Source organism: Leptotrichia sp. HSP-342 (assembly GCF_041199995.1).
GTDB classification, from domain to species: Bacteria; Fusobacteriota; Fusobacteriia; order Fusobacteriales; family Leptotrichiaceae; genus Leptotrichia; species Leptotrichia mesophila.
In genome coordinates, this window is sequence record NZ_CP165646.1 from 195778 (window position 1) to 211028 (window position 15251).

General features: G+C 28.4%; 12 protein-coding genes and 2 pseudogenes. 9 read left to right on the forward strand and 5 right to left on the reverse strand.

The genetic code is table 11. From position 1 onward, the window contains the following. Position 1: 1 nt before the first annotated feature. From AB8B23_RS00955 to AB8B23_RS00965, 3 genes and pseudogenes are all read right to left on the reverse strand, one after another. Positions 2 to 1696: a peptide ABC transporter substrate-binding protein gene (locus tag AB8B23_RS00955; protein WP_369713041.1), complete on the reverse strand. Its 1695-nt coding sequence runs from the start codon at positions 1694 to 1696 to the stop codon at positions 2 to 4. A 1-nt stretch (position 1697) separates the two neighbouring features. After that, positions 1698 to 2516 carry a hypothetical protein gene (locus tag AB8B23_RS00960; protein ID WP_369713042.1) on the reverse strand — a complete coding sequence of 273 codons (819 nt, stop codon included), beginning with the start codon at positions 2514 to 2516 and terminating at the stop codon, positions 1698 to 1700. Positions 2517 to 2734: 218 nt separating this feature from the next. Continuing rightward, positions 2735 to 2902, reverse strand: a pseudogene (locus AB8B23_RS00965) (transposase); the annotation flags it as partial. Positions 2903 to 3122: 220 nt separating this feature from the next. On the opposite strand from AB8B23_RS00965, the gene AB8B23_RS00970 reads away from it, so the two are divergent. Both AB8B23_RS00970 and AB8B23_RS00975 read left to right on the forward strand, forming a co-directional pair. Next, positions 3123 to 3350 (forward strand): DUF6290 family protein, encoded by a 228-nt coding sequence (locus tag AB8B23_RS00970; protein ID WP_369713043.1) that lies wholly within the window; start codon positions 3123 to 3125, stop codon positions 3348 to 3350. 1 nt (position 3351) lies between these two features. Then, positions 3352 to 3672, forward strand: a pseudogene (locus AB8B23_RS00975) (type II toxin-antitoxin system RelE family toxin); the annotation flags it as partial. A 445-nt stretch (positions 3673 to 4117) separates the two neighbouring features. Here AB8B23_RS00975 and AB8B23_RS00980 read toward each other — a convergent pair. Together AB8B23_RS00980 and AB8B23_RS00985 are read right to left on the reverse strand one after the other, a co-directional pair. Beyond that, a complete protein-coding gene (locus tag AB8B23_RS00980; protein ID WP_369713044.1) occupies positions 4118 to 4417 on the reverse strand; it encodes a Fic family protein in 300 nt (99 codons plus the stop codon). A gap of 175 nt (positions 4418 to 4592) precedes the next feature. After that, positions 4593 to 5003 carry a DNA-binding protein gene (locus AB8B23_RS00985; RefSeq protein WP_369713883.1) on the reverse strand — a complete coding sequence of 137 codons (411 nt, stop codon included), beginning with the start codon at positions 5001 to 5003 and terminating at the stop codon, positions 4593 to 4595. Between the two features lie 960 nt (positions 5004 to 5963). On the opposite strand from AB8B23_RS00985, the gene AB8B23_RS00990 reads away from it, so the two are divergent. The 7 genes from AB8B23_RS00990 (at position 5964) to scpB (ending at position 15246) form a co-directional block, all read left to right on the forward strand. Further along, the gene (locus AB8B23_RS00990) at positions 5964 to 6920 is read left to right on the forward strand and encodes a hypothetical protein (RefSeq protein ID WP_369713045.1); all 957 of its coding nucleotides are present in this window, start codon (positions 5964 to 5966) and stop codon (positions 6918 to 6920) included. Between the two features lie 129 nt (positions 6921 to 7049). Continuing rightward, positions 7050 to 8285, forward strand: coding sequence for a hypothetical protein (locus tag AB8B23_RS00995; protein ID WP_369713046.1), 1236 nt, complete (start codon positions 7050 to 7052; stop codon positions 8283 to 8285). Between the two features lie 298 nt (positions 8286 to 8583). After that, complete coding sequence (locus tag AB8B23_RS01000) at positions 8584 to 8838, forward strand: hypothetical protein (protein ID WP_369713047.1); 255 nt, start codon at positions 8584 to 8586, stop codon at positions 8836 to 8838. 7 nt (positions 8839 to 8845) lie between these two features. Beyond that, on the forward strand, positions 8846 to 9805 hold the full coding sequence (locus AB8B23_RS01005; RefSeq protein ID WP_369713884.1) for a histidine-type phosphatase: 960 nt from the start codon (positions 8846 to 8848) through the stop codon (positions 9803 to 9805). Between the two features lie 763 nt (positions 9806 to 10568). After that, the gene (locus AB8B23_RS01010; protein ID WP_369713048.1) at positions 10569 to 13157 is read left to right on the forward strand and encodes a DNA translocase FtsK; all 2589 of its coding nucleotides are present in this window, start codon (positions 10569 to 10571) and stop codon (positions 13155 to 13157) included. Positions 13158 to 13407: 250 nt separating this feature from the next. Then, positions 13408 to 14454, forward strand: a complete 1047-nt coding sequence (locus AB8B23_RS01015) for a rod shape-determining protein (RefSeq protein ID WP_021744833.1) — start codon at positions 13408 to 13410, stop codon at positions 14452 to 14454. Positions 14455 to 14553: 99 nt separating this feature from the next. Then, positions 14554 to 15246 carry an SMC-Scp complex subunit ScpB gene (scpB, locus tag AB8B23_RS01020; protein ID WP_369713049.1) on the forward strand — a complete coding sequence of 231 codons (693 nt, stop codon included), beginning with the start codon at positions 14554 to 14556 and terminating at the stop codon, positions 15244 to 15246. Positions 15247 to 15251 lie beyond the last annotated feature (5 nt).

Consider the following 15251-nt stretch of genomic DNA (forward strand, 5'->3'; position numbering starts at 1 on the left):
TCTATTTAGCTTTATTAACATTTCTTAAATATAAAATCCCGCCATAAGGAACTAATTTCAGTTCTTTTATTCCTGGTTTTTCAAGAATAATATGAGTAATTTCACCGTAGCCCATTTTTGCTGCAGGATTTTCTTTCTCATATATATTTTCAGCTTTGATTAGAGCATCCGTTCTGATGTTAATATCTTTTGTTTCAGAGGCAATTTTTATAAGTTTATCATATTCAGAATTAGAATAAGAACCGTAATTATAAGGACTGTCTGATACAAATCTTTCAAGGTAAAGTATCGGGTCATTAAATCCTAACAAAATTTCATTTTCAATAATATCAAAATCTTTTTTTCTTGATTTTAAAATTAAATCCTTATAAGACATTCTTGTAACTTCGACATCTATTCCAAGATGTTTTTTTAAATTTTCTGAGAACCCGTCAATGGAATTTTCTTTAATAGCAATATTTAAAACAGGCATTTTACTTATTCCTAATTCTTTTAATCCCTCATCTAATAATTCTTTTATATTTTTGTAATGATAACTCCTACTTTCAGCTTTTCCATTTTTTGCAGCTAAAACAGAGAAATTTTTGCCATTAATACTGATGTATCCTGGAACAAATCCGTATTCTCTCCTTGTTTCTCCTGCCATTACAGCATCTATAGCCTTTCTGACTTTAGGATTACTTAATGTTTTTACTTTAGTATTGAAAACATAATAATAAGAAGAACCTGCAGATAGTCTCTGTGTTTCTTTCATATCATTTTTCAGTTTGGCTCTTGAAAAGAACTGGGAATATACAACAGTTGCGTCTATTCCTTTGCTTTCAGCAATTCTTTTATAGTCATTTCCATCCCACAAACCACCATAAATATTGATTTTATTCATTTTTATACTGTTACCGTTCCAGTAATTTTTATTTTTTTCCAATAATAATTTTCTTTTTCCTATACTTTTTATGATATAAGGTCCTGAATATAAAATATTTTCAGGTATTTTTCCGTATTTTTCTCCTAATTTCCCAAAAAATTCCTGATTTAAAGGTGAAAATTCTACTTTTGTCATTAACATATCAAAATATCCTATCGGCTTGGTTAGTTCCAGTTCAATAGTTTCATTATTATCCAATATTTTTATCCCTACATTTTCAGCTTTTACCTTTCCTTCATAAAATTCTCTGCCGTTCTTTATAAGAAAAAGGATATCCGTATTCGGAGATATTATCTCAGGATTCAGCATTCTCAACAATGCAGTTTTAAAATCTTCAGCTTTTATAGGAGTTCCGTCAGAATATTTCAATCCTTTTCTCAGATGAAAAGTCCACTTGGTTTTATCCTTGCCTGTTTCCCATTTTTCTGCCAGTCCGGGAACTATTTTCCCATTTTCATCAATTCTGACAAGTCCTTCAAATAAAAGGTCAAAAATATCGGCAGCTTCATAATTTCTGATATTTTCAGGGTGTTTATCATTAAGCAGCTGAGCATCGTAAGATTCAGGAAGAAACAGATGTACTAAATTAAAAGTATCAGGAGTACTTTCAGCAACATTATATTCAAATTTAGCCCCACTAATTGTGTCTACAATTGTATTAAATATATTTTTTTCTGTCTTATTTTCAGAATATGTTCCTGTTTTACTTTCAGAACATGATAAATTGAATACTCCTAATAATAATATAAAAATTGTATACATTTTTTTCATTTTATTCACCCTCTCTATTTTTTTTAGAAAAAATCAGCAAAATTCCTAAAAATATTATTACAAATAAATTTACACAGAAATACATATTAAATATCTCAATGTATAAATTTTTATACCTCAATATAAATTTTAAGAAATGAATAAAAAGCTTAAACTCATGCCCCACTTTAAAAGAGTAATTTTTATACAAGTTAGAAAGTTCCATTATAAAATTGATTCCTAATAATCCTATTATTGAAACAATAGCAGTATAAATTATTCCTATTATTCTGTGTTCATACAATTTCTTTTCGTATGTTTTTACTGAAAATAAAAAGACTACTGAAAAAAATGCAGTTGCTGATGTTGCTATTACTCCTGAAGGAATTCCGGAAAATAAAAACAGCATTGTTTTCTGAATGAAAGTAAAGTTGAGTTTCATCTGTTTAAGAACTTCAGATGTTCCAATAATCGAATTTATAATAATTAAAACTCCTATGAAAATTATTACATAATACTTTATTTTATGAGATAATTCCATACTATTTTCATTAAAATAGTCTTTTATCATTTTTATAAAAATAATAGCTGATACAATTATTACAATAAGAGAAAATAATGTAAATATTGCAGCTAGCATTGTTATTTTTTCTTTTACATCTGTACCCCTAAATTTCATTATAAAAGAAAGATAATATTGCATATATATCATTCTCTTAAATAATACAAGAAAAACTGCTAAAACGACTATACCTGTTATTTTCATCAATCCTTGAAATACACTGCTGATATTCTCTTTTTCAAAATCTTCAAATTTTTCATTTAAATCATTTATTTTCATATATTCTCTTACCTCCGGAAATGCATATTTTTTTATTTATTTTCTATTCTTATGTAATATTAGCAGTAAAAGATTAAAATAAAATGAGATTTTTGATTTTTAAACTTAGCAAGGATCCTTTTCTCTTAAAATAGAAAACCTGTCTTTTCTATTTTGTATAGTAAAACCTATTTAAAACTGAACTAATTTATTAAATAAAACAGAAGTAACTGCTTCTTCTAGTGTATTATATGGGCTATGTCCTTTAATTTTTTCTTCATATTAGCCCATAATTTTTCTATTGGATTTAAATCCGGCGAATATGGCGGAAGAAATAATAGACAATGCCCCGTTTCCTTAATTATCTTTTCTAACATATTCTTTCTATGAAATCTGGCATTATCCATCTGTTTTGGTAGATATATAAGTCTTGTTCTTTTCAAGTATTTACTTATAGAAAAATTTAGTTTATTATTTAAAAATTCAATTATAATTTTTTTATTATTTACTGACTTTTGTTCTTATGTTATATGATTTATAACAACAAAAAGGAATTTTTTATATCTTGACAAATAGAATAATACTTTGTACAATTGTAATATAAATATTACGATTGGAGGGATAAAAATGCCAACATTATCATTGAGAATGGAAAAGGAAGACTTGGAGTTCTTAAAAGAATATTCAAGTATGAATAATCTTAATATGTCATCTTTTGTCCGTAACTTAATCTTAGATAAAATATACGATGAAATAACTGAAGAAGATGAAAAAAGAATATTGAAAAGATGGGAAAAATCAAAATCTGAAAAAACTTCTGATGCTGAAGATGTATTCAAAAGGCTAGGATTATAATGAAAAAAAATTTTATGAAGTTAGGTTCACTGAATCTGCAGAAAAAGATTTAAAAAAATTAAGCAAATCAAACAAGACCATCGCTAAACTTATAAAAAAATGGATTTCAGAAAACTTAATAGATACACAAAATCCAAAACAAAGAGGAAAGGCACTAACAGGAAATTTAAAAGGATTATGGAGATACAGAGTAGGTTCCTATAGAATTGTAGCTGAAATAAAAAATGATATTTTGTTAATATTAATTATAGAAATTTCAGATAGAAAAGAAACTTATAAAGATAAAAGGAGAAAAACATATAAAGATGGAAAAATAAAATAAATATACAGAGCCACTGATTAACTTCCCCAAAAAGTTGGACAAATTTAATTTAACTTACTAACAAGAATTGATTTTTATACAGAAATCGATTTTTTTATTTATAAGGAAATTAAATTCATATTTTTTAGGTATTTACTGATATATTTGATAATTTTAAAAGAGGCGTCAGCCTCTTTTCCTCTTCTTTTGTCAAAATAACTATATAAATGTCTACGACAAAATATCCAACCTAGTTGGATTAATAAAATATTAATAGTATTTTTTGAGGGGCGGATATCTGTAATGATAAAATTCCCATACAATCATTTTAACCTTGCTGACTTTTTTTCTTATAAATCATATCTAAAAATAGAAAATGTATATTATATTTGGAATTTACGTTAAATAAAACTAATTTCCTGTTTAATTGTTCACAGTTTTGGGAACACTCTAATTTTTAAAATTCTTATTTATCTAAAATAGATAAATATAAATCTAGTCTCCGATTTAAATATCTAGCAAACATATCTGACATTCCTGATATATTGTGCTTTACATGATATTCATCAAAAGCTTCATAATATCTCAGTCGATCAGTAAACTTGATATCTATAGGTGGATATCCCTCCTTCATAAGTTCTAAATTTATTAACAATCTTCCAGTCCTTCCATTTCCATCAATAAAAGGATGAATACTTTCAAATTCTATATGAAAACGGGCAAGTTTAGTTACAATGTCTTCCTTGCTGTTTTTATACCGTTGCAATAATTCTTCCATTTTCGGAATAATTAGATATGGTTGTACGGGTTCATGAGCTGCTCACATAATTCTAACAGGAACTCTACAGTATATTCCTCTTTCTTATCAGCCAATATCAAATAATGAATATCCTTAATTACTTTTTCGGATATTTCAACATTTTCACTAACAAGTTTTCTTACTACTCAAAAGCTTCCTTGTGTCCAATTACTTCCAAATGCTCCTTTAATGATTTTTGGTTAATGGTAAGCCCTTTAAGAATCATGTCTGTTTCACGTAAAGTTAAAGTGTTCCCTTCAATTGCATTTGAATTATAGGTATATTCTGTTAAAAATTCTTCATTTAATCTTTCCAGTTCCCCTTCTGTTAAAGGTCTCCTTGCTTTAAGATTGCTTAATTTTTCTTCTAATATTGGAATGAGCGTTCCTGTAATTTTATATCTTCCATCAGTTGGTTTTATTGCATCATATGGTATTTTCCAAGTGCTTCCTTCTTGATATGCACCAGGTATTTTCCCTTCAGAGCATAAAACTCTTACTCTTCTATCAGATATTCCCCATTTTTCAGAAACTTGTTTAACTGTAATATATATAAAATCCCTCCAATCTTTTCATAGTATACTATTTTATCGGAATAATATCAATACTATTGGAATGAAATATATTGATTGTCGGAACAGTACTTTTTTTGAAAAATTTGAAACAAAAGTTAAAATTATTTCTGATGGTATAAAAGAAAGATCAATTCAGGAAGAATTAGCAGAAGATATTATTTCCATAATTCATTTATTTAGTGAAAAACTTTACGGATTGAGATCTGCTTTTATTTTGATTATGTGCAGCAGTTCTCTCCCTAACCGTATTTTCCAGCTCAATATCCAGATTAATCTTAAAATCATTCCACCAGCCAGTCGTTTGCTTTAAAATTTTGGAGTGTACCCAAATCTTGGACAAATAATTTTTGGTACACTAAAATAGTATTCAAAATGGGACTTTTTCATAATCTATGCTTCCCAAAGAAAAAATATACATTGTTTAGTTTAATTTCAGATAATCCTTGTTGTAAAAAATAGAGCTTTTTTATTAGGAAAATAAATTTATTTTCAACATAGGAGTAAAATTATGAAAAGAAATTTTAAAAAAGTAACTGAAATTTTACTGGCAACTTACTGACAACTTTTATATTTCAAATACCCATTTTTAGCGAAATAATTATGCGTGGGCACCATTAAAACAATTAAATTTAAAATATATAGTGCAAATCGGCATTTACGCTGGCTTGCACTTTTTTCTTTTTTTTATGATAACTCACCCCAATTATGATGTAGTAATTTATCACGGCAATAATAAATAATTGATATTTTATGATTGTTATTAGCAATAACTAAAGAAAGGGAAAAATAATACAGGAAAAAAGTTTTATAAAGTTACTAAAAAATTATTTAGTATTTCACAACAGAAAAGCAATAGGGTATAGTGAAGAAGAAATTAAGAAAATAGAGAAACTGTATGATATTGAAGTGAAAGGCGATTTTAAGGAGTTTTTGAGAATTGTGGGGAGGAATAGTAGTGGAATTTTGGGATATGGGTACTTAGTTTTTTATAATCCTTTTTTTACGCCAAGAAAAAATTTAATATTTCAGGAATTTGATAGAAATGCATTTTGTAAAATAGGAATGAAAAATATTTTAGAAAGCAAAATTTTTGTATTTTCAGTAGAGGATGAAACAATAGAATACTTTATCAAAACATCAGATGATGATTTTAAGGTTTATAAATACTATGGAAGTTATGATAAAATAGAAGAAGTAAGCATGAACTTTGATGAATATATGAAATTGCTTATATATATAAAAGAGCCAAATAATGATAATTTTATAGGAGATTTACTACCTAAAGAAATAAAAAATTTGAATAAAAATATTACACCACAAAAAATAGACAATTATTTATCGGAAGATAAGAAAAATGATAATAATTTTATATATTTACTAAAAAAATATTTAGAAAAAAATGGTAAACAATCAACAGGATATAATGATGAGGAAATTAAAGAAATTGAGAAATTTTATGAAATAAGAATAAAAGATGATTTAAAGGATTTTTTTAGAATAGCGGGAAGAAGTGATGGTGGGTTATTAAATAAAAATGATTTAATTTTCTATAAAAATTTAACAGTGAGAGAGCATGTAATTTTTCAATGGAATTTTGACGAGAAATGTATTATTGATAATGAATTGTATGAAGAAATAAAGGAGTATTTTTTAGTATTTTTGATAAATAAAAGTCTTTATTATTTAATTTCAATTGAAAAAGATGTGGAAAAATTATATGTGTATTCTTATAATATGGAAACACAGGAATTAACACATACAGGAAAAACATCCAATGAATTTATGGTTGATTTGGTGCGTAAGACTAATCCTAATCTTGAAGATGAGAAAGAGGAAATAGGGGAAATGATTGATATTAAGATTGATGATGAGGATGTTGCTGGAGAATTGCAATAGATGCTCGGTATCAGTGCCTAAATTCATAATAGATAATTTTAATTTTGATATAACTGTTTTTAAAGGGAGTATCTAAAAAAGTTTTTAATATAAATTTAAGTAAAAATATTGAAAGGAATGTTTAGAAAAATGAATAAAAAAATTTTTAGAAAAAGATTTATAGATTTACTAAAAAATTATTTAGTATTTCACGACAGAAAGGCGATAGGATATAGTGAAGAGGAAATTAAGAAAATAGAGAAATTGTATGATATTGAAGCGAAAGGGGATTTTAGGGAGTTTTTGAGAATTGCAGGGAGAAGTAGTGATGGATTATTAACTTCGACATTAACTTTTTATTATTCCCATACGACTGTTGGAGATAAAATAAGAGAGCAAAATTATGGCAGGAAAAAACTTAAAAACTTAAAATTTAATAATTTCGATAAATCAAAAATATTTTTATTGGCAGTTGAGCCAGATTCTCAATATTATTATATAGACACAGTAAATTTAAATGTATATCTTTATGATGACAACTTAGATGACGAAATAATAGAAGATACAGGGCAAGACTTTGACTCATATATGCTATCTTCAATATATTATTTTAATCCTAAAATGGTTCCACTTTCAATAATTTGCAGTGGAGAACTATTACCTAAAAATATAATAAATAAAGATAAAAATGTTACATCATATAAGATAGACAATTATTTATCAGATGACAAGAAAAATAACAATAGTTTTATATATTTATTGAAAAAATATTTGGAAAAAAATAATAGGCAGGCAATGGGTTATAATGATGAAGAAATCGAAGAAATTGAGAAATTTTATGAAATAACTATAAAAGATGATTTAAAAGACTTTTTTAGGATGGCAGGAAGAAGTGACGGCGGATTATTAGGCAAGATTGGTTTGCTTTTTTACAAAAATTGGGAAGTTAGGAAACAATGCATTTTTCAAGATGATTTTAATGGAGAATGCTTAGTAAAAAATAAATACTATACTGAAGCTAACTGCTATCCATTTATATTTTTTGTAGAGGATAGTTTGTACTATTTTGTGACAACACGAGAGAATAGTGAATTTTTAGAGAGCTATACTAAAAAAGATAGAGTTCATTGTTATTATATAAAAACACGGGAATTAACACATACAGGAAAAACATTCAATGAATTTATGGTTGATTTAGTGCGTAAGACTAATCCTAGTCTTGAAGATGAGAAAGAGAAAATAGGGGAAATGATTGATATTAAGATTGATGATGAGGATGTTGCTGGAGAATTGGAAGAGATGAAAATTATTGGAAGTCAGGAAGAAAAAATATTAGAACAGGAAGACGCAGAAAAATTTGTGCTGACTGAAGATGAAAAATCATAATTAATACAGGAGGAGCTTGCTAAAAAAGAAGCTGATAAAAAATTTGATGAGACATGGAGCTGGCTAAGCTAAAGAGAAAAAGTATTTGGGGGAAAGAGAGTTCTATTTTTTCCTTATAGGAAAGATTTGCGTAAAGTGGTGCAGTTTCGCCATTATCTCTAAGCAGTAGCCAGTGATACATGTTTTTAAATGAGGTTTAGTATAAAATTGACAAAATACTATTTCAAGGCATAATAAATAATGAGATTAAGCAAATATTAAAATTAATTATTAAAATTTTTTATAGGGAGATGGTATTATGTCAAAAATAAGAAAAATTGTAGTATTTTTGATATTTATTTTCTGTAGCTTGATGATATTCTCCAGTGAAAGTTTGCAGCTGGAAAAGGTTGTGATTTTTAGTAGGCATGGGCTGCGTTCACCATTAACATCGCCGGGGAGCAGATTGTTGAAGGTAACTCCATATGAATGCGAAAACTGGGATGTTCCTGCAAGCTATTTGACAAAAAAAAGGCGCTATTCTGGAAACTTATTTTGGACAGTATATAAATGACTGGTTAATACAAAATGAAGTTATAAAAAAAGGAGAGTGCTTAAGTCCTGATAATGTTCAAATTTATACAAATAGCCTGCAAAGAACGATTGCAACTGGGGAATCACTTACAACAGGGATGTTTCCGGGATGTGATATTAAAATAGAGCATAAAATGGAAATAGGGAAAATGGATCCTGTATTTAATCCGATAATTACAACTGATAATGTGAAATTTAAGGAAGAAGCATTAAAAGGAACGAATTTAAAGAAGCAGAATCAGGAATTGAAAGATTCGTACTCTTTATTGAGTAATGTAATTAACTATATAAAATCTGAAGAATGCCTGAAGGAAGGAAAATGTAAATTTTTTAATGAAGAAGGAACGTTAAAAATTGAAAAGGATAAGGAGCCAGGAGTAGACGGACCGATAAAATTGGGGACACAGATTGGAGATGCTTTGTTATTGCAATATTATGAAGGATATCCACTAGATAAAATTGCTGGAAATAATATAAATACGAGGGAAAAATGGCAAAAAATAACAGATATAAAAAATGGATATGAAGATTTACTATTTGCAACAGATAAAGTAGCTAAGAATGTGGCTGAACCATTGATAAAATACATTTATAATGATATATATTCTTCAAATCACAAAGTAACGGTATTAGTGGGACATGATTCTAATATAGTTGCTATGTTGGCTGCGTTAGGTTTTAAAGATTATAAGCTGGAAGAGCAGGTTGAAAAAACTCCAATTGGTGGAAAAGTATTCTTTGAAATTTGGAAAGATAAAAAAACAGGAGAAAGAAAAGTAAAAGTTGAGTACATATATCAGACATTGAGTCAAATAAGGGAAACACAAAAATTGACAAGAGAAAATCCACCAAAACATACAGTTTTAGAAATGAAAAATTGTAAAATTAACAGAGGAGGATATTGTCCGTATTCTAAATTTATGACAGAATTAAAAAAATTTAATTAAAAGTTAGAAATTATAAAGAAAGAGTTATTTCGATATAGGATAGCTCTTTTTATATTTGATAAAAATAGAAATTTTAGGTAAAAGCAAGTAAAATCCTAAGTTAATTAGAAGAATTAGATAAGATATTTAAAATGCTTGAAAATAGGGGAAAAAAATAAAAAAAGTTAAGAATTGGATAAATATAGTTAGAATTTATAAGTTTTATTTTAAGCAATATTGCCATAAAAAAAATGACAAAATTGAAAAAATATAGTATAATGTATGATATTATAATAAAACCGCTTTAAAACAGGTGGTATTTTACATAGCTAATTTAATCTTTAGTTAAATTTGACTACATTTGAAAATCAATACTAACCCCCATTTAAAAAATAGAAGCAAAATTCGATAATAATTAAGTCGATAGCCTTGTTAAAAAAATTAAATTTAATTCTTAAAGTATCTGTATAAAAGATTTTCATTTAGATTTTGAAAAATTTCTTATTGTAAAAGAGGGCATGGTGTCTGATGTCCTTACATTATAAAAAATTGAATAAAAATTATTACTAATCATAATGCCTGTAAATAAAATTATAAGAGTTTTCAAGGTGGATACTTAATGATAAAATTTAATTAAAGGGTATTCTAATAGTTACATAGGTTGTATAACAGTATAATCTTATAAAAAATGACTTTGATTGTATGAATTTTTTAATTTCTGCTTTTTAAATGGGAAGTAGTGTAACATTTTAGTAGATAGGAATTTTTTAGAAAGGATAGCAAAATGAATAAAAGAAAAATCGAAGGTGTAATATGGTTTGCTGCTGGACTTGTATTAACAATACTTCTGACAAATAAATCAAGCATGTTGAGTGACAATGTTGGGGAAAATGTTTTTTCACTTATACTGGGTGGAATTATGCTCTTTTTTGGAAAAATGACATGGTTTATAGCGATTGTCGCCATGCTATACGGAATAGTTCTGTTTTTTTACGAGAAAATAAGGGTTGATATAACGCAGGGGAAAGTTGTTGCACTTATCGGAGTATTTCTGAGTCTATCCATGTTTCTAGTAAAAAGTTCAGTTGGTGAGAATCCTTTGCCGAATGTATTTACTGAAGCGGGAAGAAAACTTCTGGAAATAGGGTTTAACCGTGAAAGCGGAGGAGTTCCAGGAGCCCTGCTGTCGATGCCGTTTTATAAGATTTTGCATCTGAAATGGATGACTATTGGATTGGTTGTTGTGCTGGCATTATCTGTCTGCCTTTTGTTAAAGGACTATATAGAGCTTGGTTATGAACTTCTAAGAGAAGTTGTAAGATACTATAAGAGCGACGACTATAAGGAAAAAAAGAGAAAGCTGAAAGCAAAAAAATATGCAGAAAACTTGAAAAAGACAGATTACAAACGTTATCAGAGGGAAATGCTCAAGGCAAAAATTATTCAGTCGAGAAGTGAAAAGCTGAGTTTTGAAATTGCTAAAAAGCCAAAGGATAACTTTTTGCAGAAAACGGAAGTCTATTCCAAAGAGGAATTAGCTGAAAAAGAAAAGGAATGGATTGAAATTTTCGAAGAAAAGGAAAAACAGAAAATTTTGGAAAATTCTAAAAAATCTGAGAATAAAGAAAAAGATAATAAGGAAAAACAGCAAGCTAAAACTGAGAATGTTACAGATTTGTCAGATAATTTAAAAAATAATGAAAATGATGAAAAAAATTTAGATAAAAAAGAACAAGAAGTATCTGAAATTGAAAATAATGGGAAGATAAAAGAGTCATCTGAAACAGAAGAAAATCAGGAAGAAGAGGAAAAAGAACCAAAACTTGAAATTGTAACGCCTTTAAGAAGAGAGTCGGTAGTTAATTCGGCTCAAATGGATCCCAATTTTCAGCAGTTTCCGAAACTCGAAGCATTTGAAAACAGTGGAGCTGTGAAAAAGGTACTAGAAGAAGAACTGAGAGAAGCAAATGCAATGCTTGATAGTAGTCAGGGATATGATGATATTGTGAAAAAGTCTATTGCTGAAATATTTAAGTCTAAGCCGATGGATTATAAAAAGAAGGAAAAGATTGAAAAGAGTATAAGAGAAAATGTAAGACATCTAGAAAACGTTTTAAAAGAATTCGGAGTGGAAGCAAAAGTTGTTAACTATGAATATGGACCAACAATTACTAGATATGAGATTGTTATTCCAAAGGGTATAAAAGTAAGTAAAGTTACAGGACTTTCAGATGATATAGCAATGAATCTTGCAGCGGAAAGTATTCGTATAGAAGCACCAATTCCTGGAAAAAATACTATTGGAATTGAAACACCAAATAAAATTAAAGAATCAGTACATTTTTCAAATATTATAAAAAATAAAGAGCTTGATAATGGGGAGTTAAAAGTGATTCTGGGAAAAGATATAGTTGGAAGAGATAAGCTAATAGATATTGTAAAAATGCCACATTTGCTAATAGCAGGACAGACAGGTTCAGGAAAGTCTGTAGCAGTAAATACATTAATTTCCACATTAATTTCCAAGAAGTCTGAAAAGGAAGTAAAATTTATAATGATAGATCCAAAGATGGTAGAGCTTATGCCATATAATGATATTCCACATTTGCTAGTTCCAGTAATAATAGATCCACAGCAGGCGGCAATTGCACTAAAATGGGCTGTAAATGAAATGGAAAACAGATACAAGAAGCTTATGGAAAATGGTGTAAGAAACATAAAAAAATACAATGATCTTAGTTATGTGGAAAAAATGCCATATATTGTCATAATTATTGATGAGCTAGCTGATCTTATGATGGTTGCGGCTGGAAGTGTTGAGGAGTCGATTGCAAGAATCGCACAGAAGGCAAGAGCTGTAGGAATTCATCTAGTTGTAGCGACGCAACGTCCATCTACAGATGTAATAACTGGAATGATAAAAGCAAATTTGCCAAGTAGAATTTCCTTTGCGTTGAGATCTCAAATTGACTCAAGAACTATATTGGATACAGCTGGTGCTGAAAAACTGTTAGGACAGGGAGATATGCTTCTTCTTGCCAATGGATCTTCAAAGCTGGAAAGAATTCAAGGAGCATATATTTCGGATGATGAAGTTAAGAACTTGACTGACACATTAAAGTCTGCTAGAAAAGTAAAATACAGGAATGAAATTCTGGAAGAGTCACAGGAAGAAATGATAGACGTCGATCCTTTTTTTGAAAATGCAATAAATATTATAAGACAGGAGAACAAGGTATCAATTTCATTGTTACAACGTAAATTAAAGGTAGGATTTAACAGGGCTTCAAGGATTTATGAACAGCTTAAGGAACATGGTGTAATAAGCTTTGATGACCAGATATTAGTTGATAATATTGATGAAATAAATTAAATTTATAATAATAATTTGTATATTATTTAAATTCACAGTTAAAGTTACTTGAGTATATTTAAAAAAAATGGTAAAATACATACAAGAATGAAAAATATAATAATTATTTCATAATAACTAAGTTTAAATTATACAGTAAAAATGTTTAAAACTAGAATTAAGATTTATAATATTTAATTTATCTAATTTTAAAAAGTTTGAGCAATTGCTGTAATCAAAAGCAAAAAATAAAATAAAGGAGATAGAATAGATGAAATTTTTGGATATTTTTAAAACAAATATAGCACCAAGAGGTACACGTGATATAGCTATTGACTTAGGAACGGCAAATACTGTCGTGTATGTTAAAGGAGAAGGGATTCTGGTAGATGAGCCAACTTATGTTGCAATTAACAAGAAAACTGAGGAATTAGAGCATATTGGTGAAAAAGCTAAAGAGATAATCGGAAGAACTGCTAAACATACAAGAATTATACGTCCGTTAAAAAATGGAGTAATCTCAAACTATGAAGTTACAGAAAGAATGCTTGAAGAATTTTTACATAGAATAAAAAAAGATAGATTTCAAAGTTCGAGAGTTATAATCTGTGTTCCAAGTGGAGTTACACAAGTTGAAAGAAGAGCTGTAATAGAGGTTGTGAAGGATGCTGGAGCAAAAGAGGTTTACTTAATTGAAGAGCCAATAGCGGCTGCAATTGGTGTTGGAATTGACTTGTTTGAGCCAAAAGGGCATTTGATAGTTGATATAGGTGGAGGAACTACCGAAATTGCATTTATTGTATCTGGTGGAGCGGCATTATCAAGATCAGTAAAAATTGCTGGAGATCACTTAAATGAAGATATTATGGAATTTGTAAAAGAAGAATACAATCTGTTGATTGGTGAAAAAACGGCTGAGGAATTAAAAATAAATACAATAAGCCATGCTGATCCAGATGCTGAATATGAAATAAAAGGACGTGAACTAGGGGTTGGATTGCCAAAAAGCTTGAAAGTAAAGGCTTCAGATATTGACAAGGCGATTAGAAAACATATTGATGCTATTATTGATGAAATAAGGCTTACGATAGAGGAAATAGAACCTGAGATAGCGGCAGATGTTTATGAAACAGGAATTTATCTGTCTGGTGGAGGAGCAGGAATAAGAATTTTGAAAAAGAGAATAGAAGAAGAATTGTCATTAGATGTGACAGTTGGTGAAGAAGCAATTCACGCAGTTGTGTTAGGAATTGCAGAAGTTCTTACAGACTTTAATAAATATAAGAATATTATTATTTCACCAACATACGAATATTAATTTAATAATATAAAATTTAGGGGAATTTTCTGAAGTTATAGTTAAAGGAGAATTCCCCTATTAATGCAATGGAAATAAATTTAAGATAAATGGTAGAATATGGAAAATTTTGAAAATAAAAAAAATGAAGAAATGGAAGAGATTAAAGAAAATAATAGAATCAATAACATTGAAGAAAAAATTGAAACAATAATCTTTTTATCGAAGGAAATGATAAGCATAAAGGAGCTAGCACAGTTTTATGGAATGGAATATTTTGAAATAGAGGAAATATTGCTTAATTTAAAGGAAAAACGAAAAGATACAGGAATAAATGTAAAAATTGAAAATGGAATCGTATGTCTTGTATCAAATCCACTTTTTGGCTCTGATGTAAAACGATTTTTTAATCCAGAAATGAAATTAAAGAAATTATCTCGTTCAGCAATGGAAACATTAGCAATCATCGCATATAAAGGGCCTATAACTAAAGCAGAAATAGAGCAAATCAGAAGTGTTGGTGTGGATAAGACTATGTCAAATCTATTGGAAAGAAAACTAATTTATATTTCTGGACGGAAAAAAACGGCTGGAACACCGAATTTGTACGAAGTAACAGATGATTTTTATAATTATCTGAATATTCGTGGGAAGCAAGAATTACCAGGAAGTGAGCAGTTTCAAAAAATTGAGATGCTTTACAAAGAAGATGAGAAGGCAGAAAATGAAGACTCAAAAGAGGGAGAAAAATTAAATTCAGAAGAAAATTCGGAACTAAAAGCAAAAGAAGAAATTGAAAAAATAAAAGAGTAGAAAAT